The following is a 23,524-nucleotide window of genomic DNA, read 5'->3' as shown; positions in this document are numbered from 1 at the left end:
CCAGGCCTCAAACTGCCGGCATTTGAAGTCGTCCTTGGACTGCCGCTTCAGTTTTTTGGCGATCGTGTTCAGGATCATGGCAACGCTCTCCGTCAATGAGAGCCCGAAAATCAGTGAACACGGGGTCCTTTGCGGGAGAGGGCGAAATCCTACCCTAAGCGCTGAGAACGCGTTTTCCGTTTTCGCGAAGCTCTCCGTTCGGACCGACATAGCGGTAGAGGGTCACGGGTTTGACGCCGAGTTCGGCGGCGAGGTCCGCGACGGAGGTGTCGCGATTGGCCATGGCGGCCTGGGCAAGGCGAACCTGCGCTTTCGTGAGCGCGAATTTGCGGCCGCCCCGTCGACCGCGGGCGCGCGCAGCTGTGAGACCGGCGATGGTCCGCTCGCGGATCAATTCACGCTCGAATTCGGCCAAGGCGGCGAAGATGCCGAAGACCAACCGTCCCGCCGGCGTGGTGGTATCGATTTGAGCCCCCTGTCCGGTGAGTACGCGTAGGCCGATCCCGCGATCGGTCAGATCCTTTACGACATTGACGAGGTGAGCGAGATCGCGGCCGAGGCGATCGAGCTTCCAGACGACGAGCACGTCCTCTTTGCGTAGCGCCTTGAGGCAAGCGTCGAGGCCGGGGCGGATGTCGCGCTTGCCGGAGACCTGATCCTCGTAGATCGCGGCCGTGTCGACGCCCGCCGCAGTCAGTGCGTCGCGCTGGAGATCGAGGCTTTGGGAGCCATCGGCTTTCGAGACGCGGGCATATCCAATGAGCATTCATGTCTTATACGTTCGTTTGCGATGCGGTCACGCCGAAATGTTGGATCGAGCACGCATTTGCATCTTATCTTATGTCGCAATCAAAGCTGCGCAAATATGCCCAATTTCAGAAAGATATAGCCATGCCCCGCCGCGCCGTTCTTACCGCCCGGCAGCGCACCGCCCTGTTCGGCATGCCCGAAACGCAAGAAGCCGTACTTCGACATTGCGTCCTGAGCGACACTGATCTCATCCACATCCGGCGTAGGCGCCGACCGCACAACAGGTTCGGCTTCGCGCTTCAACTATGCGCTCTCCGGTACCCCGGTCGGTTGATCCAGCCGGGCGAGGTGATCCCGGCACTGATGCTCGCCTTCATCGGTGCGCAGCTCGGCGTCACCGGCGAGACGCTGCTCGATTACGGAGCGCGCGAGGCCACCCGCTATCAACATTCGACGGCCCTGCAACATCTCTACGGCTACCGTCCCTTCGAAGGGCAGGCGCGGCGGGATATGGTGGACTGGCTTGCCATTGCCGCAGAGAGTGCCCGGTCGAATGACGGTCTCGCCTGGGCCATGCTGGAGGAACTGCGCCGACGTCAGATCATCGTGCCCGCACCAAGCACCGTCGAGCGCCTGTGCGCCGATGCCTTGGTCACCGCGCAGCGCGCTATTGCGGCTCGGATTGCCGGTCGCCTCGACACCGGACTGCGGGAGCAGCTAACGGCGCTGCTGTCGGAAACCGTGGGGTCTCGCGCCCTCACGCGGTTTGTCTGGTTGCGATCGTTCGAGACCGGCGCAACCTCGAACGCGGTCAACGATCTTCTCGACCGGCTGGACCGACTCCGCGCCGTCAACGCCTCGCCGGAAGTTCTGAACGGCATCCCGGCGCATCGCGTAGCTCGGCTGCGTCGCCAGGGAGAACGCTACTACGCCGACGGTCTGCGCGACCTTCCCGAAGATCGCCGCTTCGCCATCCTGGCGGTCTGCGCAATCGAATGGCGCACCGCTATCATCGACGCGGTGATCGAGAGCCATGACCGGATCAGCGGCAAGACCTGGAAAGCGGCGGAACGCCGGGCCGATGCGGTCGCTGCCGATCACAAGGCGTCTCTCGCCGAGACCCTGAAGGGATTCGCCACCGTCGGGACCGCGATGCTGAACGCCCGCGCTGCCAGCAGCTCCGTCGATGGAGCAGTGGAGAACGCAGTCGGATGGGAGGCTTTTGCGCAGTTGGTCGGAAGCGCGGGCGCGCTGACCGGCAAGCTTGCCGCCGATCCGGTCGATTTCATCACTGATGGTCATGCCCGTTTCCGCCGCTACACTCCGCGATTGCTGGACACGCTCGATCTTCAAGGCGGGCGCAACTCTGGGCCTGTTCGGGAAGCCGTGACTGCGCTGCGGGCGTTGAACGCCGTCGCCGATACCGGCGCGCAACCCGATCTCCCGACAACGTTCCTGCGCCCGAAATGGCGGGCGCACGTGATTGGCAAAGACGGGATTGATCGCAAGGTCTGGGAAACCGCGCTGTTGTTTGCGATCCGGGATGGCCTGCGGTCAGGCGATCTCTGGGTCACAGAGAGCAAACGTCATCGGCCTTTCTCGGAAGCGCTGGTTCCGGCGGAAGTGGTAGCTAGAAGCCCGCGCCTCGCCGTTCAGCTCGATCCCGCCGACTGGATCACCGAACGCAAGGTCGCGTTGAACCAGGCGTTCGCGACTGTCGGTGATCTCGCCCGACGCGGTGCCCTGCCGAACGCAGCCATCGAGAATGGCATCTTGCGGCTCGAAAAACTGGAACGCGCCGAACCTGAGGGCGCCGAGGCGCTGATCCTCGATCTCTACCGCCGAATGCCGACGGCCCGCATCACCGACATCCTTCTCCAGACCGACGCCGCGACCGGGTTCACCGAGGCTTTCACCGACCTACGCACCGGCTCACCCAGCAAGGACAGGACCGGACTGCTTTCCGTGCTGCTCGCCAACGGCGTCAACATCGGCCTCTCGAAGATGGCCGCCGCCACCGGTGCGCATTCTTTCTGGGAACTGCTGCGCATCGCACGCTGGCATGTCGAGGAGGACGGCTACGCCCGTGCGCTCGCCATGATCGTCGAGGCGCAAGCCGCGCTGCCGATGGCCAGGTTCTGGGGTGCGGGAGAGACAGCATCTTCGGACGGTCAGTTCTTCTCCGCCGCCGGGCCGGGCGAGGCGATGAACCTCGTCAATGCCCGCTACGGAACCGAGCCGGGGCTGAAAGCTTACAGCCATGTCTGCGACCAGCTCGCGCCCTTCGCCGTCCGCACGATCCCCGCCACCGCCTCGGAGGCTCCCTACATCCTCGACGGGTTGCTGATGACCGACGCCGGACGGCGGGTTAAGGAGCAATACGCCGATACCGGCGGCTTCACCGACCACGTCTTCGCGCTCTGCGCCATCCTCGGCTTCCTGTTTGCGCCGCGCATCCGCGATCTGCCGTCGAAACGGCTCTACGCCTTCGATCCCGCAACCGCGCCAACCGCGTTCAGGCCGCTAATCGCCGCCAGGATCAGGGAGGACCTGATCGCGCGGAACTGGCCGGATATCCTGCGCCTCGCCGCGAGCGCCGCCGCCGGGTCCGTTCCGCCCAGCCAGCTCCTGCGCAAACTCGCCGCCTATTCCCCTCGCAACGATCTCGCCCTGGCGCTGCGCGAGGTCGGACGGGTCGAGCGCACCCTCTTCATCCTGCGCTGGATCAGCGATACCGCTCTCCAGCGGCGCGCCCAGCTCGGCCTGAACAAGGGTGAGGCGCATCATGCTCTCAAGCGCGCCATCGCCCTCGGCAGGCGCGGCGAGATCAACGATCGCACCGCCGAAGGCCAGCATTTCCGCATGACGGGCCTCAACCTGCTCGCCGCGATCATCATCCACTGGAACACTGCCCGCCTCAGCGAAACCGTCGCCACCCTCACAGCATCAGGAAACCCGCCCGATCCCGCGCTCCTGGCTCACGTCTCGCCACTCGGATGGGAACACATCCTCCTCACAGGCGAATACCGATGGAACGCTTAGGGTAGGATTTCGCCCCATCCCGCAAACTACCCCATGGTGCCCAAATCTCTGAAATCCCTGATCGGGGGCAGGGTCAGAGAGAGCACGATCACCGCCAACTGGCCGGATATCCTGCGCAGCGCCGCCACCATGGTCGCCGGGATCATGCCGCCCAGTCAGCTCCTGCGTAAATTCGCCGCCTACCCCGCCAGCACGATCTGGCCGTGGCCTTAGAGTCCGTTTGAGAATGGGGTCAGTGGCTGATCCGTCGTAGCATGAGGCTTCCCATGGCGACGTGGATCATGGCCTCGGAGACATCGATCCGTTTTTCGTAGTCGCGGACCAGCCGTCGCCATCGGATCATCCATCCGAAGGTCCGCTCGACGACCCATCTGCGCGGGACGACCTTGAAACCTTCGTCCTTGTCGATCCTGCGGACGATCTCGACGACGAAGTCGAGAAAGGCCGCCTTGTCCATCAGCTTCGTGCGATCGTAGGCGCCGTCGGCGAAGAGGTGCTTGATCCAGGGCCAGCGTTGGCGGATCGCATCCAGAATATGCTGCGCTCCCGCACTGTCGGAGACGTCAGCCGGGGTGAGGTTCACCATCAGCATGCGCCCATCCGTATCGACGGCGATATGACGCTTGCGCCCGGTCACCTTCTTTCCACCGTCGAAACCCCGCACAGCCCCGGCTGCCGGTGCTTTCACGCTCTGGCTGTCGACGACGCCAGCCGTTGGGCTCGCCTCGCGTCCAGACCGCTCGCGGTCCAACATGAGCGCCACATTGTGGATCGCTTTGAACAGCATGAGACGCACGAAACGGCGAAACCACCAATAGACCGTCTGCCAGGGTGGGAAGTCCTTCGGTAGCATGCGCCAGCCGCCGCCCGTTCGCGTCTGGTAGCGGATCGCGTTCACGACCTCGCGCATGTCGACTGTCCGCTTACGACCGCGCTTCGCCGGCTCCGGCAGAAACGGCGCGATCGTCTCCCACTCGGCATCTGTCAGGTCAGTCGGATAGCGCTTCGTCTTTCGTTCGATCGAAGCCATTCGGGCTCGCGTCTTTCGTGTCCACATAGACAGTGTGAATCACGAATGAACCTGTGACGAAACCCATTCTCAAACGGTCTCTTACGAGAGATCGGACGGATCGAACGCACACTCTTCATCGTCGAATGGTTGCTCGACACCGACATGCAGCGCCGCGCGCAGATCGGTCTGAACAAAGGAGCGGCTCATCACGCGCTCAAGAACGCCTTGCGGATCGGAAGGCAGGGCGAAATCCGCAACCGTACCGCCGAAGGCCAGCATTACCGGATGGCGGGCCTCAGTCTTCTCGCAGCTATCGTAATTTACTGGAACACCCTGCATCTCGGCCATGCCGTCGCCGCCCGCCGAAAGGCCGGGTTCGACTGCCCGCCCATTCTCCTCGCCCATATCTCTCCTCTCGGATGGGCACATATCCTCCTCACCGGCGAATACCGATGGCCGGAAAAGTGACGAAGCCGCTTAACGTACGATTTGGCCCCCTACCGGAGCAGACCCCAACTTGCGACACGACCAAATTCCTTGCCGAACCGGCGTTGCGGTTTACCCATGAAATGCTCCTCTTTCATTCAGAAGAGCTCTCCACTTTCCCGGGGCAAGTCCAGCCATGTCGGCATGGCTCAGAGTTGGCGATACCGTGTGGCCAGGGCGATGAGATCGGCCTCACGCCCGTGGGGCGCAATCAGCTGGACGCCGGTGGAAAGACCGCCGCGAAAGCCCGCAGGCATTGCGAGAACCGGACAACCCGACAGGGTGCCGGGGGCGACGCATTCCATCCAGCGATGATAGCTGTCCATGGTTCGCCCGGCGATTTCCTTCGGCCAGCGCCATTCGATCGGAAAGGGCCAGACCTGCGCTGCGGGAAGGGCGAGAATGTCAAAGCGCTCGAACAGCGCCACCAGCCGCAAATGCAAGGCCGATCGCACCTCATAGGCCCGATGGAGGTCCATCGCCGACAGCTTGAGGCCGTTCTCGATCTCCCATTGCATCTCCGGCTTCATAAGATCGCGCTTTCGGGGATCGGCGAAGAGATCGCCATAGCGCGCGGCGATGACGGCGTGACGTTGAAGGGTGAAACTCTGCCAAAGGCCTTCGGGATCAAGACCGAGCTCGGCCCGTTCGACGCGGCTCCCGGGAAGGCGCGCCAGCGCGGCCTCGCAGGTTTCGAGAATACCGTCTTCGGTGGCGAGGTGACCGTCCAGATCGCCAAGCCAGCCGATCCGCACCGACCGGCCTTCAAATCTCGGGGCCTGATCGATCTGCGGAAGTCCCGAGGACAAAGGCTGGCGCGGATCGGCGCCGGCCTGAACGGCAAGGAGAAGCGCCAGATCGTCCGCGCTTCTCGCCATCGGCCCGTCGGTTGCAAGGGAGGCGGAGAAGACATCGCCCGCCGGCAGGCTCGGGACGCGGCCGAATGAGGGCCTGAGGCCATAGACATTGTTGAAGGCGGCGGGATTGCGCAGCGACCCTCCCATATCGGAACCATCCGCGATGGGGACCATGCGCAAGGCAAGCGCGACGGCCGCGCCGCCGCTCGAACCGCCTGCCGAGTGGGCAGGATCGAAGGCATTGCCGGTCGCCCCGAACACTTCGTTGAAGCTATGCGAGCCAAGGCCGAATTCCGGCGTGTTGGTCTTACCGATGATGATCGCGCCCGCCTTGCGCATGCGGGCCGTGGCGATGCCATCCTCGTCCGGCACGAAATCACGAAAGATCGGCGAGCCGAAGGTCGTCCTCAGGCCTTTGGTTGGCGAAAGATCCTTGATGGCGACGGGAAGCCCGAACAAGGGTCCTGCCGCCGCGCCTTTCGCCAAAGCAGCGTCGGCGCTTTCGGCTTCAGCGAGGATTTCTGCGCGCGGGCGCAGCGAGACGATCGCGTTGACGCGCGGGTTCTCGTCGTCGATCCGGTCGAGAAAGGCCGAGACCACTTCGAGGACGGACAGCTCGCGCGCCTTGATCCGACCCACGAGTTCGCCCGCATCCATGGCGCAGATCGGCGGAATGACCGAGCCTTCGGGCGCGGCGAGACGGCCCTCTTCGTCGAAGGGGGTCACGCACCAAGCTCGGCGAGAAGACCGGCGATAAGACGCCCGCGCGAGGCGAGACTGTCCACCTCGATATGCTCATTCAGCGTATGAACATCGGCGCCGACGACGCCGAGCCCGTCAAGGGTCGGCAGGCCCATCGCCCCGGTGAAGTTGCCGTCGGAACCGCCGCCTTCGCTGGCATGGGCGAGCGGGAAGCCGAGACCGCCGGCGATGCGCCTGGCGCGCTCGTAAAGGTTCATCGTGTCGGCGCTCGCCTCCCAGACGGGGCGAACGACGCTTTTCTCGACGAAGAAGCCGGTGCCGTCGTCCTTGCGGTCGTTAAAGGCGAGGATCCGCTCCGCGCCGTGGTCGAGATCGCCCTGGCGCTTGGCCATGGAGAGACATTCGGCACGGCAGATCGTCGGCACGCAGTTCACCCATTGCCCGCCATGCATGACGGAGACCGAGAAGGTGCAGTCCTCATCGGTCATGTCCTCGATCTCGATGAGCTTACGCGCCATCATCTTGACCGCCGACTGACCGGCCTTCAGCGCCGCGCCCGCATGGCTCGGGCGGCCGATGGCGGTCAGATGATAGCGTGCGATGGCATAGCGGCCGGTCACGACCGTGTTGCGCGCCCAGGCAGGTTCGGGAACGAGGATATATTTGTGCTTGGCCGCCTCCGCCTCGATTAGGGCGCGCGTGCCGGGCGTGCCGATCTCCTCGTCCGAGGTGAGGAGAACATGAACCGGAAGCGGGGTTTCGACGCCCATATCGGCCAGCGCCTTGACCGCGCTGATCGCGGCATAATTGCCGCCCTTCATGTCGCAGATGCCGGGGCCCCAGCAGATATTACCCTCGCGGCGGAAGGGCAGTTTTTCCAAAGTGCCGAGCGGATGAACCGTGTCGAGATGGCCCATGATCAAAATGCCGGGTTCGCCGGATTTTGGATGGGGAAAGGAGGCCTTGGCGCAGTCGCCGAGCCCTTCGGGCCCGGGAATGATCTCGACGTTAAAGCCCATCCCCTCCATGTCCTCGGCCGCCATCGCCGTCATCTTGTCCACCGACGGCTTGTCATAGGTCGGGCTTTCGAGCTCGACCCAGCGCCTCAGCCCGGTGAGCATGGCTTCCGGGTCTAGGGGCACGGTGTTCACATCGATCGTCATGTCAGTCCTCGTTTGGTCTGGTCAGCCTGCAAGGGCCTTGCGGGCAAAGAGGGGCCCGGTGCCCAGAACACTCACGCCTTCAGGCGCTTCTCGGCGATGCGGGCAAGAAGGCTTGCGCCGATGGGCAGAATCTCGTCGTCGAGAATGAAGCCTGGATTGTGCAGCGGCACTGTGCCGCCATGGCCGACCCAGCAATAGGCGCCGGGGACGGTTTTCAGCATGTCGGCGAAATCCTCGCTGCCCATGGTGGGGCGCGGATCGGTGATGACGCTTTCACTGCCGACGATCTCGGCCGCCGCCTCGCGCAGTGCCTCGGTCGCCGCCTCGTCGTTTTCGAGCACGGTGAAGACATCGCGAATATCGACGTCGATCTCGCAGCCATAGGTCTGCGCGACACCCGCCGCGATCTCGCGCAGGCGGGCCCGCACCAATTCGCCCACCTCGTCGTGAAAGAAGCGGATCGTGCCGGCGAGCGTGGCTTCCTCCGGAATGACGTTATAGGCCGAGCCGGAGATCATCTTGGTGATCGACAGGACCGCCGGCTTCAGCGGATCGACATTGCGGCTGACGATGGTCTGAAGGTGCTGGCCGAGCGCCATGGCGATGATGATGGCGTCCTTGGAATTATGCGGCATCGCCGCATGGCTGCCACGGGCCTTGATCGAAATATCGAAGAAGCTCGCACCGGCCATCGCCTTGCCCGGAAACACCGCGACCTGACCGATCTCCAGATCCGGCATGTTGTGAAGCCCGTAGATCTCGTCGCAGGGAAAGCGCTCGAACAGCCCGTCGGCCAGCATTGCCCTTGCGCCGCCAAGCCCCTCTTCCGCCGGCTGAAAGACGAAGACGAGCGTGCCGGAAAAATCGCGATTGCGCGCGAGATATCGCGCCGCACCGATGAGCATGGTGGTGTGCCCGTCATGGCCGCAGCCGTGGAAGCGGCCGGGATTCTGCGAGCGGTAGGGAAGATTGGTGAGTTCCTCCATGGGCAGGGCGTCCATATCGGCCCGAAGCCCGATGCGCCTTCCCTCCCCGCCCGCACCTTTCAGGATGCCGACGACGCCCGTTGCGCCAATCCCCGTATGGATTTCGTCGAAACCGAAAGATTTCAGGGCTTCGGCGACAATGGCGGAGGTTCGGGTCTCCTCAAAGCCGATTTCGGGATGGGCATGCAGATCGTGGCGGATCGCGGTCAGATCGGCCTTGAAGCTCTCGATTTCGGGAATGATGGTCATGGTTGCCTCTCCTTGCGGGTCGCATCGACGGCGAGCCTTGCATATCTCTTTGGTGTGTCAGCCCGCGCCATTCGGAGCCGGGTCGTCCGGCGTCAGGGCGATGCCGGGCCGCAATTTCAAGAAGGGAAGCGAGGCCGGTGACAGCGGCATCGGTCCCGGCGCGGTCGCTGTCAGGATGGTTTCGGCCATGGAGGAAAAATCGGCGCGGAAATGGACCGAGCTTTTCACCACCAGAATTGCCTGGGCCTCCGGCGCGACGCCGACAAAACGGAACATCTCGCGATCGGCCGCCTGAGCCTTGGCCGAGGCGACGACGACGCTGACTCCGCCGATCGTCAGCCGCGCCGAGGGGCCAAGCTGCATCCGCGCCCCGCCATAATATGGGCCGGGCGCGATGAACTCCCCGTCGGAGAGCTCCGAGACCTCGAAACTGCCGACAAAGGGCGCATCGCCCGGAACACCCGACTGGCCACCGAGAGAGAGCGTCAGCGTCGCGCCTTGACCGGCCTCATGGGCAGCCTTGGCTGCGGCGGGATCATAAAGGACGCCGATCGCCGCGCGTGTCGCGCCTGCTTCGATCAGCGCTCTCAGCATGCCCGTCGTATTGGAATCGCCGCCGGCGCCGGGATTGTCCTGGGTATCGGCAATGACGACCGGCCGATCCGTGGTGGCGGAGATGCGCATTGCCTCGCGCACAGCCTCCAGCGGTTCGAAGGAAACGCCGGTGAAGGCGGCCCTCGCGGCCTCGATCTGGCTTACGATTGCTTCTGCCGCGCCTTCTGCCGCCTCTTTCGTCGCGCCATAGGCCAGCACCGAGGGGCCGCAATCGGCAATGTCGGCGGCCGGGAAGCCGCAGAGGAAGGAGACCGAAGCGACATCGCCGGTCTCGATCTCGGGCAAACGCCCGTAGATCGAGGCGTTCGGCTCCATATCCGTCGACTGCCAGGCGATCGGGATCAGAAAGGGTATTTGCCGGAAGGCCTTTTCAGCCCGTTCGCCTTTGAGAAGGTGAGCAAGATGGACGGCGGTCCGCCGTCCTGTGTCGGCCATGTCCACATGGGGATAGGTGCGATAGGCGGTCAGGAGATCGGCCGTCTCCACCATCAACGGCGTCGCATTGCCGTGGAGATCGAGGCTCGCGACAAGCGGAATATCGGGGCCGATCACCGCCCTCACCCGCGCCAGAAGCTCACCCTCGCCATCATCGAGATGTTCTGTGACCATGGCGCCGTGAAGATCGAGATAGACCGCATCCACCGGGAGAGCTGCCTCGATCCCGGCAACGATCCGGCCTGCGATGACCTCGAATGCTTCTTTGGTCACATGGGCCGAGGGGCTGGCCGCCGTCCAAAGGGTGGGAACAAGCGCCCAGCCCTTTCGCCCCGCCTCCTCGATGAAACCGCAAAGGCCCATATTGACGTTGCGAAGCGCCTCCAGCACCGCCCGGCCTTCGGCCATGGTCGGCCAGCCGCCGCCATGCTCGAATGCGGCAAGTCCCGCTTTCGTCGGCGCAAAGGTATTGGTCTCGTGCATGAAGCCGCCGACGGCGATGCGCGGGGCGCGTTGACGAGCACCCTCCCCGGCATCTGCGGTCATGGCCTCACCTCTTGCCCTGCCGCGTCAACGCCCATGGGCGCGAGCGGACGAAAATTTGGGAAATCCCAATGGCGGCCGGGCGCTGCCTCGATCAATTGCCGCGTATAGGCCTCGCGCGGATGGCCGAGAACCTGAGCCGTCGGCCCGTATTCGACGATGCGTCCGTTCTGCATCACCACGACATCGTCGCAGATCTGAGCCGCGACGCGCAGATCATGGGTGATGAAGAGAAGCGCGACGCCCAGCCGGGCCTGAATATCGTCGAGAAGGTCGAGCACCTGGGCCTGGACCGAAACATCGAGCGCAGACACCGCCTCGTCGGCGACCAGAACATCCGGTTCCATGGCGAGCGCGCGGGCAATCGCGATGCGCTGGCGCTGGCCGCCGGAGAACTGGTGCGGATGCCGGTCGATGGCATCACTCGGAAGGCCGACGAGTTCCAGCAGCTCGCGCGCCCGCTCGCGCGCATCCTTCGCCGATGCCCCGTAATTGATCGGCCCCTCGGTGATGCTGTCACCAACGGTAAGGCGCGGATTGAGCGAGCGGTTGGGGTCCTGAAAGATCATCTGGATCTGCTTGCGGGCAGGTCGCAAGGCCCGGCGCGAGAGGTCGGCGATCTCATGTCCGCGCAGGCGGATGCTGCCCTCAGTCGGGTCGATAAGCCGCATGACGCAGCGCGCGACGGTGGACTTGCCCGAGCCGCTCTCGCCGACGACGCCGAGCGTGCGTCCACGTGTCAGCGTCAGATTCACATCCTTGGCCGCGACCGTTCCCGCGTGTTTCTTGAAGATGGATGCGCGACCATAGGTCATGCCGAGCCCGGTGGTTGAAAGCACCACCTCGTTCGAGGTGCTTGCCCGCGCCTTGCGTGGGTGGAGCGCCGGCACCGCGGTCAGAAGATCGCGGGTATAATCGCGCTTGGGGTCTTTCAGGATCTCGCCGATCGGCCCCTCTTCCACGAGTTCGCCGTGGCGCATGACATAGACGCGGTCCGCAATATCGGCGACGACGCCCATATCGTGGGTAATGAAGAGAACCGAGGTACCCAGCCGCTTCTGGATATCGGCGATCAGCTTCAGGATCTCTTTTTGCGTCGTCACGTCGAGGGCGGTCGTCGGCTCGTCGGCGATCAGGAGCTTGGGCTCCAGAACGAGCGCCATGGCGATCATCACGCGCTGGCGCTGACCGCCCGAGAGCTGGTGCGGATAGGACCGGCACATGCGCTCCACATCCGGCAGGCGGACGAGGGAGAGGATATCGCGAATGCGGCTCCGCCTCTCGGACCCGCTCATCTGCGAATGGGCCGAAAGCACCTCTTCCAGCTGCCGCTCGATCGTCAGCACCGGATTGAGCGCGGTCATCGGCTCCTGGAAGATCATCGACATGCGGGTGGCGCGCAGCTGGCGCAGCCGCGACGGCGGGGCGGAGAGAACATCCTCGCCCTCCACCAGAATGCGGCCCGAGCGTGCGGCAAGCGCGCCCTTTGGCAGAAGCCCCATGGTCGAAAGCGAGGTCACGGATTTGCCGGACCCGCTCTCGCCGACGAGACAGACAGTCTCGCCGGGCATGACACGAAGCGAAATGCCTTTGAGAATGGGGCTCGGCTTGCGGCCCGCGGTTTCGACGACGAGATCCTCGACGACGAGAACATCTGTCTTTTCGGCGTCTGGCGGCTCTCCATTCATCGGGGCTACCTCTTCTTTCCGAGCTTCGGGTCCATGACGTCGCGGGCGGTGTCGCCGAGAATGTTGATCGAGAGGATACAGAGCGAGAGGAAGAGACCCGGCCAGAAGATGAGGCCCGGCTTCAGCTGAAAATAGAGCCGGCCCTCGGACATGATATTGCCCCAGGACGGGGTCTCGGTGCCGATGCCCGCGCCAAGAAAGGACAGGATCGCTTCCGTCAGGATCGCCGAGGCACAGACATAGGTGCCCTGAACGATCAGCGGCGCGACGGTGTTGGGCGTCAGATGCCGCCACATGATCTTCGGCAGGCTTGAGCCGACGGCGATCGCCGCCTCCACATAGGGCTCCTCGCGGGCCGACAGTACGACCGAGCGCACGAGGCGCACGACACGCGGAATCTCGGGCACGGTGATCGCGACGAGTACGGTCCAGAGGCTGGAGCCGACCAGCGCGACGATGGCGATCGCAAGTAGGATTGCCGGGATCGCCATCAGCCCGTCCATGACGCGCATCAGCACAGCGTCGAGCACCCGGAAAAAGCCCGACAGAAGACCGAGCGGCAGGCCGATCAGCACCGCGACAAAGGCGGCGCCCAGTCCGACGATGAGCGAGGTCTGGGCACCATAAAGGGTTCGCGACAGAACATCCCGGCCATAGCCGTCCGTTCCGAAGGGATGGGCGAAGCTTGCCGGGGCGAGACGGGCCATCGGGTCCATCTTGATCGGATCATAGGGCGCGATCAACGGCGCGAAGATCGCGGCAAGAACGATGAGGCCGAGGACGATCGCGGCAAACGTCGGTGCGAGCTTCAGGGATGCGAGATCGATCCTCGGCAGGAAGTTGCGGCGTATGACCGGCTTTCCTCCAGGTCCCACTGCAGCAGTGGTCGTTTCCTCAGCCATCAGTAGCGGATCCTCGGGTCCATGAACGCATAGGAGATATCGATCAGGAGGTTGATGACGACATAGATGCCGCTTGTGAGCAGGATGAGCGCCTGGATCACCGGATAGTCGCGGGCAAGGATCGCATCGACGGTGAGGCGACCGAGGCCCGGCAGATTGAAGACGCTTTCGGTGACGACGACGCCCGAGATCATCAGTGCGAAACCGGTGCCGACCACGGTCAGGATCGGCACGGCGGCGTTGCGAAGCGCGTGGCGGAAGAGGACGATGCGCTCGGAAAGGCCCTTGGCGCGGGCGGTTCGGATATAGTCCTCGCCGAGAACATCCAGCATGGCCGCGCGGGTCATGCGGGCGATCAATGCGATATAGATCGTTGCGAGCGTCAGTGAGGGCAGCACGATCCGCTCGAAGAACGGCCAGAAGCCATCCGAAATGCTCCTGAAGCCCTGGATCGGGAAGATGCGCATGTCGATCGCGAAAAGCTGGATCAGGATGTAGCCGGTCACGAAGACCGGGATCGAGAAGCCGAGGACCGAGAGCGCCATGATCGCGCTATCGGTCAGCGTCGCATGCCGCCAGGCCGCGATGACACCCATCGGGATCGACAGGAGGAGCGTGATGATCATGGTGACGATCGCAAGGCTCAAGGTCGGCTCGAGCCGCTGATGGATCAGCGTCAACACCGGCGTCTTGGAGATCAGCGATCGGCCGAAATCGCCGCTCAGGAGCTGACCGCTCCAGGTCACGAACTGTGTGACCAGCGGCTCGTTGAGCCCGAGACTCTCGCGGATCTGTTCAAGCTGAGCGGGCGTTGCCATGTCGCCGGCGATGATCGCGGCCGGGTCGCCCGGCGTCAGCCGCAGGAGCAGGAAGACGAAGAGTGCGACGACGATCATCACCGGGATCGAGGCGAGGATGCGTCGGATGATATAGGCAAGCATGGCGAAGCCCCGCTCAATGGGTCCGGGGCGCCCCTGTCAGGCACCCGTGTCGATGCCCTCGCCGAAGACCGGCGAGGACATGCGCGTTTGCGAAGGCTTCGCCTATTCGGCCTTCGTCAGGTTCCAGAACACCGGAACCGGCATTTTGACCATGCCCGTCAGGGATGTGCTGAAAGCGGACGGGATCTTGTATTCGCCGACGGGGATGTAGTTCACGACCTCGTAGGAGTGTTTCTGGATCTCCGCTGCGATCTTCTTCTGCTCGGCTTCGTCGGACGCCTGGGCGAATTTGGAGCGCAGCTCGTCGAGCTTCGGATCGTCCGGCCAGCCGAACCAGGCCGCTTCCTTGCCGCCGCCGTTCAGCATCGGGTTGTTGATCGGGCTCCACACCTCCGGAATGATCCAGTTGGTGAAGAACATGTTCCAGCCGCCTTCCGCCACCGGAGCCTGGCTGGCGCGACGGGTGACGAGGGTCTGCCAGTCCATCGGCTGCATGTCGACGGTGAAGCCGGCATCGCGGAGCTGCTGAGCGGCAACGACCGGCTGGGCCGTCAGCGAGGCGACGTCGGTTGGCTGCATCAGGAGGATGGGTGTCCCGTCATAGCCGGCCTCGTCGAGCAGGGCCTTGGCCTTTTCCGGCTGCGGACCGTCCATGATCATCTCGTCGCCCGCATCGGTCGCGAGCGGCGTGTCGCAGCCATACATCGATCCGCACGCGTCCATGTATTCGGGATTGCCGACGAGCGCTGCGAGGATCGGATCCTGGCCGAGGGCGAGCACCGCCGCCTGTCGAATCTTCTGGTTGTCGAAAGGCGGGTTCAGCCAGTTCAGGCGCCCCATCGTCTGGTAGCCGAGCGGGCTCACGACTTCGACGGTCAGTTCCGGATTTGACTGCAGGAGCGGAAGGAGGTCGAACGGCACCTGTTCGAGGTAATCGATCTCGCCGCCATTGATGGCGTTCACGGCGGTCTGAATGTCGGGCATCGTCACCCATGTGACCTTGTCCACATTCACCACCTTGCCACCGGCGGTCCAGCTCGGCGGCTCGTCACGCGGGACATAGTCCTCGTTCTTCTCATAAACCGCCTTGATGCCCGGCTCGTATTCGGACTCGACGAATTTGAAGGGCCCCGAGCCGGTATAGTCGGTGATCGTCTCGCCCGCCGGCGTGTTGGCGACGCTCTCCGGCATGATGAAGGTCGGCAGGCCCGAGGGCTTGGCCATCAGTTCGAGAACGTAGTTGAACGGATCCTTGAGCTTGAGAACCGCAGTCTTGTCGTCGGTCGCCTCAAGGCTCTCGACCGATTTGAACATCATCTGGGCGCCGCCGTCCTTCTGGCCCCAGCGGTTCAGGGAGGCGACCACGTCCTTTGCCGTCACCGGCGAGCCGTCATGCCATTTCAGCCCGTCGCGCAGGGTGAAGGTGTAGGTCATCCCGTCGTCGGACACCTCCCAGGATGCCATCTGCGGCTGCGGCTTCAGATCCGAGTCCATGCCGAGCAGCGTGTCGTAGATCATGAAGCCGTGATCGCGGGTGATATGCGCCGTCGTGATCACAGGATCGAGGACGCGGATTCCCGAATGCATGACGGCGCGGATTTCCTGCGCATCGACAGGCGCGGCGGCGAGGCCGGCAAAAGCGACCGAGGATGCCAGAAGCGCGGCTCGCAGGAGCCGGGAGGGCCTAAAGGTGGTAGCGTTGGGCAGATAGGACATGCAGGGCTTCTCCAGTTGAGGCGGCGATAACGACCGGTGGACGGAAGCGATGATTAGCGCAATGCGATAATCATTTGCGGATTGAGATATCCTAGAAACATGTCTACGATCGCGTCAACTGCCATGTCAGACCAATTTTTGTGCAGCGCGGGATGAATTTGAAGACAGCGCGACGAACCGACAGTCATTTCGTCACCTCGCTTGAAAAGGCGATGCGCGTTCTGGAGTCTTTCGGACCCGAACGGGCCCGCATGGGTCTGACCGAATTGTCCGAGGCATCCGGTCTCGACAGATCCAGCGTCCAACGGCTGACGATCACGCTGCATCGGCTCGGCTATCTCGACAAGGATCCGAAGACCCGACGCTTCAGCCCCTCGATCCGCATGACCGAACTCGCAAACCGGTATCTGTGGTCGGATGAACTGGTGAAGACGGCGATGCCGCGCCTGATCGACCTTCGACATAGCCTGGGCGAGACGATCAATTTCGCCCGCCTCGATCAAACCGACATCGTCTATACGGTCCGCCTTCCGAGCTCGCGCACCAGCTATGCCGCGATGATCCTCGGCCGCCGGGTGCCGGCGCTCAATACGACGAGCGGGCGCGTCATGCTGGCTCTTCGGTCCCCGGAAGAGCGTATCCGCGCCGTCGAGGAATGGCCGATGCGCCGCTATACACCGCAAACGACGATGGACCGCGAGGCGATCCGACGGCTGATCGAGGAAGCGGCCGAGACCGGCTATTCGATCGCGGAGAACGAATTGCAGATGAACGAGCTCGCGCTGGCCGTGTCCGTCGGTCGCAGCGATCAGACGAACGGCGCGATCCATTGCTCCGTGAGCGGTACGCTTTGGACGCGCGAGCGGTTGCGGGACGAAGTGATGCCCCATCTGCGGGATGCGGCGAATGGAATTGGATGATGCCAGACACGACCATGCATAGTTTTTCCAAATCCCAGATCGTCCGCAAACCCGCAGTTTCCTCCAGGGGCGGGATCGTCGCCTCGCAGCATCGCATCGCCTCCGAGATCGGGGCCGAGGTGCTTGCCGCCGGGGGTGATGCGATCGACGCTGCTGTCGCCGTCAGCTTTGCGATTGGCGTCCTCGAACCCTGGATGAGCGGCCCGGCGGGCGGCGGCGCGATGATGGTCTGGCGGGCCGGGGAGGCCCGGCCCCATGCCCTCTCCTACGGTATGCGCGCGCCGAAGGGGCTCGACATCCGCGACTTTCCGCTCTCCGGTGAAGGCGTGGCCGGCGACCTCTTTCCGTGGAACCGGGTGGTCGATGACCGCAATCTGGAAGGGGCTTCGGCCGTCGCGGTCCCCGGCGTCGTCGCCGGTATCGGCGCGGCCCATGACAACTGGGGCCGGATGCCCTGGCGCGATCTCGTCACGCCCGCGGCGGGACTGGCACGCAAAGGGCTGAAGATCGATTGGTATGCGGGACTGATCATCGCATCCGCCGCCCGCTCGCTCGCAAAGGACCCCGATGCCGCGGCGCTGTTTCTGGAGGACGGCACCTGGCCGCCGGTCGGTGCCTGGACCGCCCTGACAGATCTGCGCCTGCCGCTTACCCGCATGGCCGATACGCTGGAGACGATCGCCGCCAATGGCCCGCGCGAAATGCAGGAGGGTGACGTCGCTAAAGCCCTCGCGGAAGACGTCTCCAACAAAGGCGGCTCGCTACGCTATGAGGATCTGAAAGACTATCGCGCCGAACTCGGCGACCCCTTGTCGATCGACGCCTTCGGCGGGCGCTGCCATGTGACGCCGAGGCTGACAGCCGGGCCCACCATGGCCGACAGTTTCGCGCGGCTGGAAGCGCTGGGCATAAAGCAAAGCGAGGGCGAACGTCTGGCGGCCCTCGCGACCGCCCTCACCGGTGCCTATGAACACAGGCTTTCCACCATGGGCGATCATGAGAGCCCGAAAGCGCCGGGATCGACGACGCATTTTTCCATTGTCGACCGGCACGGCAACATGGTGGCGATGACCCAGACGCTCCTGTCGATCTTCGGGGCGAAAGTGGTTTCGCCCTCGACGGGGCTTCTTCTCAACAACGGCATCATGTGGTTCGATCCCGAACAGGGCCGCCCCAATTCGCTTGGCCCCGGCAAAAGCTGCCTGATGAATGTCTGCCCCGCGATCGGCGAAAAGGATGGGACCCGGTTTGCCATCGGCGCGTCGGGCGGTCGCAAGATCCTGCCTGCCGTGGCGCAGCTCGCCTATCGCATGCTGGCGCTCGACGAAGACCTCGACACGGCCTTTCATGCGCCAAGGATCGACGTGTCCGGTGGGACGACGGTGGTCGCCGACGAGGCGTTGGGGCCTGAAATTCTTGCCGAGGTCGGAAAGGCCCATTCGGTCAAAGCCGTTCCGCGCCTTCCCTTTCCTTATGCCTTTGCCTGCCCGACAGGCGTGATGCGGCGCGAGGATACGAATTTCGGCGCAACCGAGCCGATGTCTCCTTGGGGAGACGCGGTGGCGGAAACGCCTGACCCACAAGCGGAATAAAGCGCCGGTCGAATATGTCATGACGTATGGCCCACCGCGCGCGCGCCTTGTTCCGAAGTTAGGAGTTCAATTGGGAAATACGTGGTCGTGTCGCCACTTTGCCCCCTGAGCCGCGAAAGCCGCAACTTTGCGGGAATTTTCAGGCTTCATTAACCTTTTGAAGCCCGAAGATCTGCGCGACGAGATCGTTCTGACGGTGGACCGTTCACTCGCCGATGAAGCCGAAGCCCTTCTTCAGCCACAGCATCGCCTCGAACCCTTTGATGGTTTGCCGGGCTGTGTTGAAAGATCGGAAGCCGCCGACCCTCGGCATCGCCTTCTTGACCCGGAAATGGTCGCTCTCGATCCCTTGCTGGAGATGCTTCATGATATGATGCACCGGATCAGGTGGCAGAATCTGGTCTTCGACAGCAGAACGGATGGCAACCGGGAACGGTCCTGCGCCGTCCGTGCCGATCGACGTCGGCGACAGAACCTGCTCGTCCTTCAGCACGTTGCTGAAGAAACGTTTCGCTGCATCGGCATCACGTTTCGCCGTCAGCAGGAAGTCGGCCGCGTTGTCGTGCTTGTCGATCCCGCGGTTCAGATACCGCCACTGGCTGCGCATCTTGATGTACGTCTCGTCTATCCGAATGGAGCCGCAATGGGGCTTACGGAACCGGCGCAACCGCTTTTCGATCAGCGGCGCGTAGGCTAGAACAGCGATTGATCGCCGAATGATCGACGGCGAAGCCGCGTTCGGCGAACATCTCCTCAAGATCCCGGTAGCTGAGTGGATAGCGCGGATACCAAGTTACCGCCTGAACGATCAGCCAAGCCTCGAACTGCCGGCCTTTGACGTCGTCTTTCGATTGGCGCTTCAGCCTCTCGGCGATCGTGTTCAGGATCATCGCAAGGCTCTCCGTCAATGAGAGCGCAAAAATCATCGGACACCGTCAACAGACGGTTAAGCGGAAAAGTTTGCGACAGCCCCTGAGATCAATGAAGATGGCGCGAAAACCGGATACCGGATGAGACGGGTCACGAAGAGACGCGAGAAGACAGACGTCTGAGCGCCGCCGGAACTCTGGACGTGGGATCCCTCATGGCATCACCGAGATGCTTTGTTACGGGGCTGTTTGAGGACTGACGGAGCCGAGATGTCCGTCAGTCGGGCGGCCGCGGCGTCACCCTCCTTACATCTCGCAGGCCATTTGAACCTTGAGAAGAATGATTTTTTGAGATTTGGTTTCTGGATGACAGAAGTGTCACCCCTTGTTCTCTGGGGCCCAAGACACCCTTGAACGGCTCGAACATGGCCGCCGGCGTCTCGACGAGCCACCGGGCAAGCCCCCTCGCCTCTTCATAGAACGGCATGACCTTCTCGGTGAGCTTCACGATGAGGCCGAGGTGAAGACCGCGATGATTGCGTGAGATCGAAAGCTCCACATAGCCGAAGCGGACGAGGTCCACGAGATAGCGCCGGATCGTGCGCGTCGAGCGGGCCATGATGTTCCCCGCCGTTCCCTTGGTGATGGTCGTCTCGCGGCCCTTGCCGCAACGCGCGCGCAGGACCTGGAGGAAGGCCTTGGCGTTCGGCGTTAGCCGGTCATCCCGGGCGGCCGTCGTCGCCATGGGCTGGGCATACTGACGGCTTTCGTTCGGGGAGGGTCGCTGATGGCGCGGCCGCGCGACCGGCGGACGGGCGACGCTCTTGCCGCCCTCCCCTGCCCCACTCGATTGCCTTGCCCGCGCACTGATCGCCGCCGAGCGCCGCTGCGCCTCGGCAATCGAGATCAGACCCGCCGCCTGATCGCGCCAGATCGCCGTACGGGCCTCGAAATCGGGATGAGGCTGCGCACCGGCACTCCCCTCCTCCGCACCCATGCAGGAGAAAAGATCGCGCGACATCGCATCCCGGTCAGAGCGCGGCGCGGCCAAGGAGGACGGCGTCCGCACAAACGGGTTCGTTCGCTCAACCAGGGGCCAGCGTTGATATGAGGTGGCCATGGTCTCTCCTTCTTGCGAAGGCATAGAAATCCCGTGGCGGCAAACCGCATTTTCTGTTGACGATGTCAGCGAAGGAGGCTAGTTCTGAAGACGACCAAGAATTCAGAGATCAGCTCCGCGGCTCCCGCTTCGGGGCTTTTCTTTTGCCTATCGGTTCTCCGCGATCGTGTTGGTGTTCGTCATTATGACTCTCCGCTTGGGGGCGGGGACATAATTTCCGGTTTGGAGCCGAGCCGCCGCTTCTGGACGCGCGGTATCGGTGAGGCGAAAACCCTGTCAGCTGACAAGGTTCGGATGATGTCCCGAGGCTTAGTCATCATCGATCCGATCGAAGAACCGCTCCATCAGCGACTGAAGCTCGGTCTCCATGAAGCTGCGAAACGGATCGGCGAGGTCCTTCGACACCGAGAGCTTGACCTCGCCATCCGCTATCGATGCCTTGCCGACGACCTTGCCGAACGGGTCCTTCAACTCGACGGCCTCGGCCTTTTTCTTCGCTGGCGCCTTCGTGGCGGAGAGCGCAAGCCGGAACCGCTCGTCGGAGGGGAGGGGCGAAACCTTGTCAGCTGACAGGGTTTTTCGAATGTCGCCTGCCGCAGAAGGACGCGCTTCCAGCGACCGGGCGAGCTCCAGCCACCGAGGCCGCCCGATCTTCGGCGCCCGGCCGATTAGGTGGATGATATCCTCGGGCACGATGCGCGGTACCATGCGAAGGCGCGCCAATTCCGCATCGTCGATCGAGAGCGCTGCACGGATATCGCGTGGGCGAACCCCCGCCCCATCCATCTGTCCGATGAAGACGGCACGCTCGATCCAGGAGAGGTCCTGCCGTGCGGCATTCTCGATGCCCTGCGCGACGACGAGCTCGTCGTCGTCGAGCGCAAGGATATTCGCCTTGACCTTGATGCCGAGCTCACGCGTCGCCCGCCACCGCCGGTGGCCGTAGACGACCTGATATCGGCCCTGCTCGGAGGGATGAGGCCGGACCTGGATCGGAACCTTCTGGCCTTCCTCCGCAATCAGCGTCTTGAACCGATCGAAGTCAACATCGGTATCGTCCGGCAGTCGGTCCACGAAGGGGGAGGGGTCTATCAGTGCCGGTTCGATATCGGTGCTTCCACCGGCATCGACCAGCGCCTGAAGACGGTCGCGCTCCTCGCGCAGCTCGGTCAGCGTCCTCTGGGTGACGCCGATGACGCCCGCCCCGACGCGTCCGCTTCGCCGCGTCTCATGCGCCGACTCACCAGGCGAAACAGCTTTGTCCGCGTCCGATGGCTCAACAGCGTCGCCGTCAGCTTTCTCCTGCGGGGAAAACGCCCCGAAGCTCGCGATGATCGATTTCTTTCCGGGGCGCTTGGTCATGACGGCCGTCCCCAGGCTTCCGTGATGAGTTGCAAGATCTGCTCGTTCACGGCGTCGATCGATTCACGCGCCCGTTTCACTGTCGATGCGGAGATATTCCCGGACTCGAGCTCGTAGAGCGTGCGCTTGGCGAGCCCCGCCGTTTCAATCGCGGTACTCTCCACCGCCGTCGATGTAAGAACGTCCTCCGCGAAGAGATGGCGCAGCATGGTCACCACATGCACCTGTGACTGATCCATCGGGTCATGACGGGTGATGACGTAGCGCAGGAAATCCTGATGCAGCGTCGCCCCCGCCTCGCGCACGACGGAAATCAGATCGCCCATCATCAGAAGAAACTGGCTCATCGACATGACGTCGAGCATCGCCGGATGCACCGTCACAATTAGACCCGTCGCGGCATAGATGGCGCCGAGCGTCAGAAATCCGAGGGAAGGGGGCGTATCGAGGAGCACAACGTCGTAATTGTCTTCCACCTCGCCGAGTGCGAGGCGAAGGCGTTCGAAAAAGATGCTGTCGGAATGGGATCCGGAGCGCGCAAGAACGCGCGGCGTCTCGTGCTCGTACTCCATCACCTCGATATTGCCGGGGATCAGATCGATGCCGGCAAAATAGGTCTTGCGGATGATTTCGGAAATCGGGCGGCGTTCCTCGTCGTATCTGAGGGCCGCGTAAATCGTCTCGTTGTGCTGCACATCCATTTCCGGCTGCGCCCCGAACATCGCAGAAAGCGAGGCCTGCGGGTCAAGATCGATCGCCAGCACGCGATAGCCCTGAAGGGCAAGGTAATGCGCCAGATGGGCACTCGTCGTGGTCTTGGCGCTGCCGCCCTTGAAATTGGCGACGGCCAGGATCTGCAGGTGCTCGCCCTCATGCCGCTTCGGGAGATAGCGCAATGCGTCGGCGGGCCGCTGCTCTGCAAAAAGCTCACGGAGCTCGTTGATTTGCGCGAGCGTATAAACCCGGTGATTGTTTTCGAGCCGGGCAGGGGAGGGACCGCGCCCCTCGTTCGACATCAGCTTGAGCGTCGATTCGGGAATGGTCGTGAGGCGGGACACTTCGTTCGTCATGAAATAGCGAAGTGACTTCTGGGCGTGCGGCGGGTACATCTGCTCGCGCCGCGCCTGAAGGTGTTCGGACAGCATGTCCGCATGTCGAATGATACGATCGGCGGGGTCGTCCCGCCGGGATTTGTCGCTCGCCACCGCTGACATAGCCGCCTCGTTTCCGCCTTGTCGGGGAAGGGGCGTCTTATCGCCTGTACCCCGACAAGACTTAGGCACGATTCTATCTCACACGTCCAGACTCGACCGTTAAGTTTTACGAAAGCTTAGAGGAACCGTGTAACCAGATCTTAGCGCGTGTATCGCGTCGGCTATGAAGTTCGACGCTAGGAAATGACCCATATGCAATCGTTACTGCCTAACCAAAAGGTGGACGTCTCCGGCAACTGGAGTTTTTGGCGGTGATCTGATTCACTGACGTCGTGGTGGTCGGGAGGATCGGATGCCGGGTCAGTTTGGATTTTGGGACGTTTCGGATCGGCTGTCTCAGCTCTCCAAACAGGGCGATCC

At 63.2% G+C, this 23,524-nt stretch carries 16 protein-coding genes and 4 pseudogenes; 5 read left to right on the top strand and 15 right to left on the bottom strand.

Translation table 11 applies throughout. The features are described 5' to 3' along the window. Together ABRA89_RS19055 and ABRA89_RS19050 are read right to left on the bottom strand one after the other, a co-directional pair. Window positions 1-78 (bottom strand): annotated as a pseudogene (locus tag ABRA89_RS19055) (IS6 family transposase); the annotation flags it as partial. Between the two features lie 76 nt (window positions 79-154). Next, window positions 155-766 (bottom strand): recombinase family protein, encoded by a 612-nt coding sequence (locus ABRA89_RS19050; protein ID WP_349943077.1) that lies wholly within the window; start codon window positions 764-766, stop codon window positions 155-157. 74 nt (window positions 767-840) lie between these two features. On the opposite strand from ABRA89_RS19050, the gene ABRA89_RS19045 reads away from it, so the two are divergent. Both ABRA89_RS19045 and ABRA89_RS19040 read left to right on the top strand, forming a co-directional pair. After that, window positions 841-3,792, top strand: coding sequence for a Tn3 family transposase (locus ABRA89_RS19045; protein WP_463671325.1), 2,952 nt, complete (start codon window positions 841-843; stop codon window positions 3,790-3,792). Between the two features lie 39 nt (window positions 3,793-3,831). After that, window positions 3,832-4,013 (top strand): annotated as a pseudogene (locus ABRA89_RS19040) (Tn3 family transposase); the annotation flags it as partial. A gap of 11 nt (window positions 4,014-4,024) precedes the next feature. Here the strand turns inward: ABRA89_RS19040 and ABRA89_RS19035 are convergent. Further along, a complete protein-coding gene (locus ABRA89_RS19035; RefSeq protein ID WP_349943074.1) occupies window positions 4,025-4,849 on the bottom strand; it encodes an IS5 family transposase in 825 nt (274 codons plus the stop codon). Window positions 4,850-4,903: 54 nt separating this feature from the next. Between ABRA89_RS19035 and ABRA89_RS19030 the strand changes: the two are divergent. Then, a pseudogene (locus tag ABRA89_RS19030) lies at window positions 4,904-5,272 on the top strand (Tn3 family transposase); the annotation flags it as partial. Between the two features lie 167 nt (window positions 5,273-5,439). Here ABRA89_RS19030 and ABRA89_RS19025 read toward each other — a convergent pair. The 8 genes from ABRA89_RS19025 to ABRA89_RS18990 form a co-directional block, all read right to left on the bottom strand. Further along, entirely contained in the window at window positions 5,440-6,873 is a 1,434-nt protein-coding gene (locus tag ABRA89_RS19025) for an amidase (protein ID WP_349943073.1), read from the bottom strand. Then, complete coding sequence (locus tag ABRA89_RS19020; RefSeq protein WP_463671324.1) at window positions 6,870-8,012, bottom strand: M20/M25/M40 family metallo-hydrolase; 1,143 nt, start codon at window positions 8,010-8,012, stop codon at window positions 6,870-6,872. Before ABRA89_RS19020 ends, ABRA89_RS19025 begins: the two co-directional genes overlap by 4 nt. Before the next feature lie 71 nt (window positions 8,013-8,083). Beyond that, window positions 8,084-9,247, bottom strand: coding sequence for a M20 aminoacylase family protein (locus tag ABRA89_RS19015; protein ID WP_349943072.1), 1,164 nt, complete (start codon window positions 9,245-9,247; stop codon window positions 8,084-8,086). 57 nt (window positions 9,248-9,304) lie between these two features. Then, window positions 9,305-10,843, bottom strand: coding sequence for a M81 family metallopeptidase (locus tag ABRA89_RS19010; protein WP_349943071.1), 1,539 nt, complete (start codon window positions 10,841-10,843; stop codon window positions 9,305-9,307). Then, entirely contained in the window at window positions 10,840-12,528 is a 1,689-nt protein-coding gene (locus tag ABRA89_RS19005) for an ABC transporter ATP-binding protein (protein ID WP_349943070.1), read from the bottom strand. The genes ABRA89_RS19010 and ABRA89_RS19005 overlap by 4 nt, the downstream gene beginning before the upstream one ends. A gap of 5 nt (window positions 12,529-12,533) precedes the next feature. Continuing rightward, entirely contained in the window at window positions 12,534-13,430 is an 897-nt protein-coding gene (locus ABRA89_RS19000) for an ABC transporter permease (protein ID WP_349943069.1), read from the bottom strand. Next, window positions 13,430-14,371 carry an ABC transporter permease gene (locus ABRA89_RS18995; RefSeq protein WP_349943067.1) on the bottom strand — a complete coding sequence of 314 codons (942 nt, stop codon included), beginning with the start codon at window positions 14,369-14,371 and terminating at the stop codon, window positions 13,430-13,432. The genes ABRA89_RS19000 and ABRA89_RS18995 overlap by 1 nt, the downstream gene beginning before the upstream one ends. A 102-nt stretch (window positions 14,372-14,473) precedes the next feature. Beyond that, complete coding sequence (locus tag ABRA89_RS18990; RefSeq protein WP_349943066.1) at window positions 14,474-16,087, bottom strand: ABC transporter substrate-binding protein; 1,614 nt, start codon at window positions 16,085-16,087, stop codon at window positions 14,474-14,476. A 152-nt stretch (window positions 16,088-16,239) separates the two neighbouring features. On the opposite strand from ABRA89_RS18990, the gene ABRA89_RS18985 reads away from it, so the two are divergent. Together ABRA89_RS18985 and ABRA89_RS18980 are read left to right on the top strand one after the other, a co-directional pair. Beyond that, window positions 16,240-17,007, top strand: a complete 768-nt coding sequence (locus tag ABRA89_RS18985) for an IclR family transcriptional regulator (protein WP_463671323.1) — start codon at window positions 16,240-16,242, stop codon at window positions 17,005-17,007. Next, window positions 17,004-18,599: a gamma-glutamyltransferase gene (locus ABRA89_RS18980; protein WP_349943064.1), complete on the top strand. Its 1,596-nt coding sequence runs from the start codon at window positions 17,004-17,006 to the stop codon at window positions 18,597-18,599. Before ABRA89_RS18985 ends, ABRA89_RS18980 begins: the two co-directional genes overlap by 4 nt. 139 nt (window positions 18,600-18,738) lie before the next feature. On the opposite strand, the pseudogene ABRA89_RS18975 reads toward ABRA89_RS18980, so the two are convergent. From ABRA89_RS18975 to repA, 4 genes and pseudogenes are all read right to left on the bottom strand, one after another. Beyond that, window positions 18,739-19,489: pseudogene (locus ABRA89_RS18975) on the bottom strand (IS6 family transposase). Window positions 19,490-19,745: 256 nt separating this feature from the next. After that, on the bottom strand, window positions 19,746-20,489 hold the full coding sequence (locus ABRA89_RS18970) for a helix-turn-helix domain-containing protein (RefSeq protein WP_349943063.1): 744 nt from the start codon (window positions 20,487-20,489) through the stop codon (window positions 19,746-19,748). Window positions 20,490-20,897: 408 nt separating this feature from the next. Continuing rightward, complete coding sequence (gene repB, locus ABRA89_RS18965; protein ID WP_349943062.1) at window positions 20,898-21,950, bottom strand: plasmid partitioning protein RepB; 1,053 nt, start codon at window positions 21,948-21,950, stop codon at window positions 20,898-20,900. Further along, the gene (repA, locus tag ABRA89_RS18960) at window positions 21,947-23,164 is read right to left on the bottom strand and encodes a plasmid partitioning protein RepA (RefSeq protein ID WP_349943061.1); all 1,218 of its coding nucleotides are present in this window, start codon (window positions 23,162-23,164) and stop codon (window positions 21,947-21,949) included. The genes repB and repA overlap by 4 nt, the downstream gene beginning before the upstream one ends. Window positions 23,165-23,524: the final 360 nt, after the last annotated feature.

The organism is Fulvimarina thalattae (assembly GCF_040239565.1).
Lineage (GTDB): Bacteria > Pseudomonadota > Alphaproteobacteria > Rhizobiales > Rhizobiaceae > Fulvimarina.
This window is presented reverse-complemented; position numbering and strand designations above follow the sequence as displayed.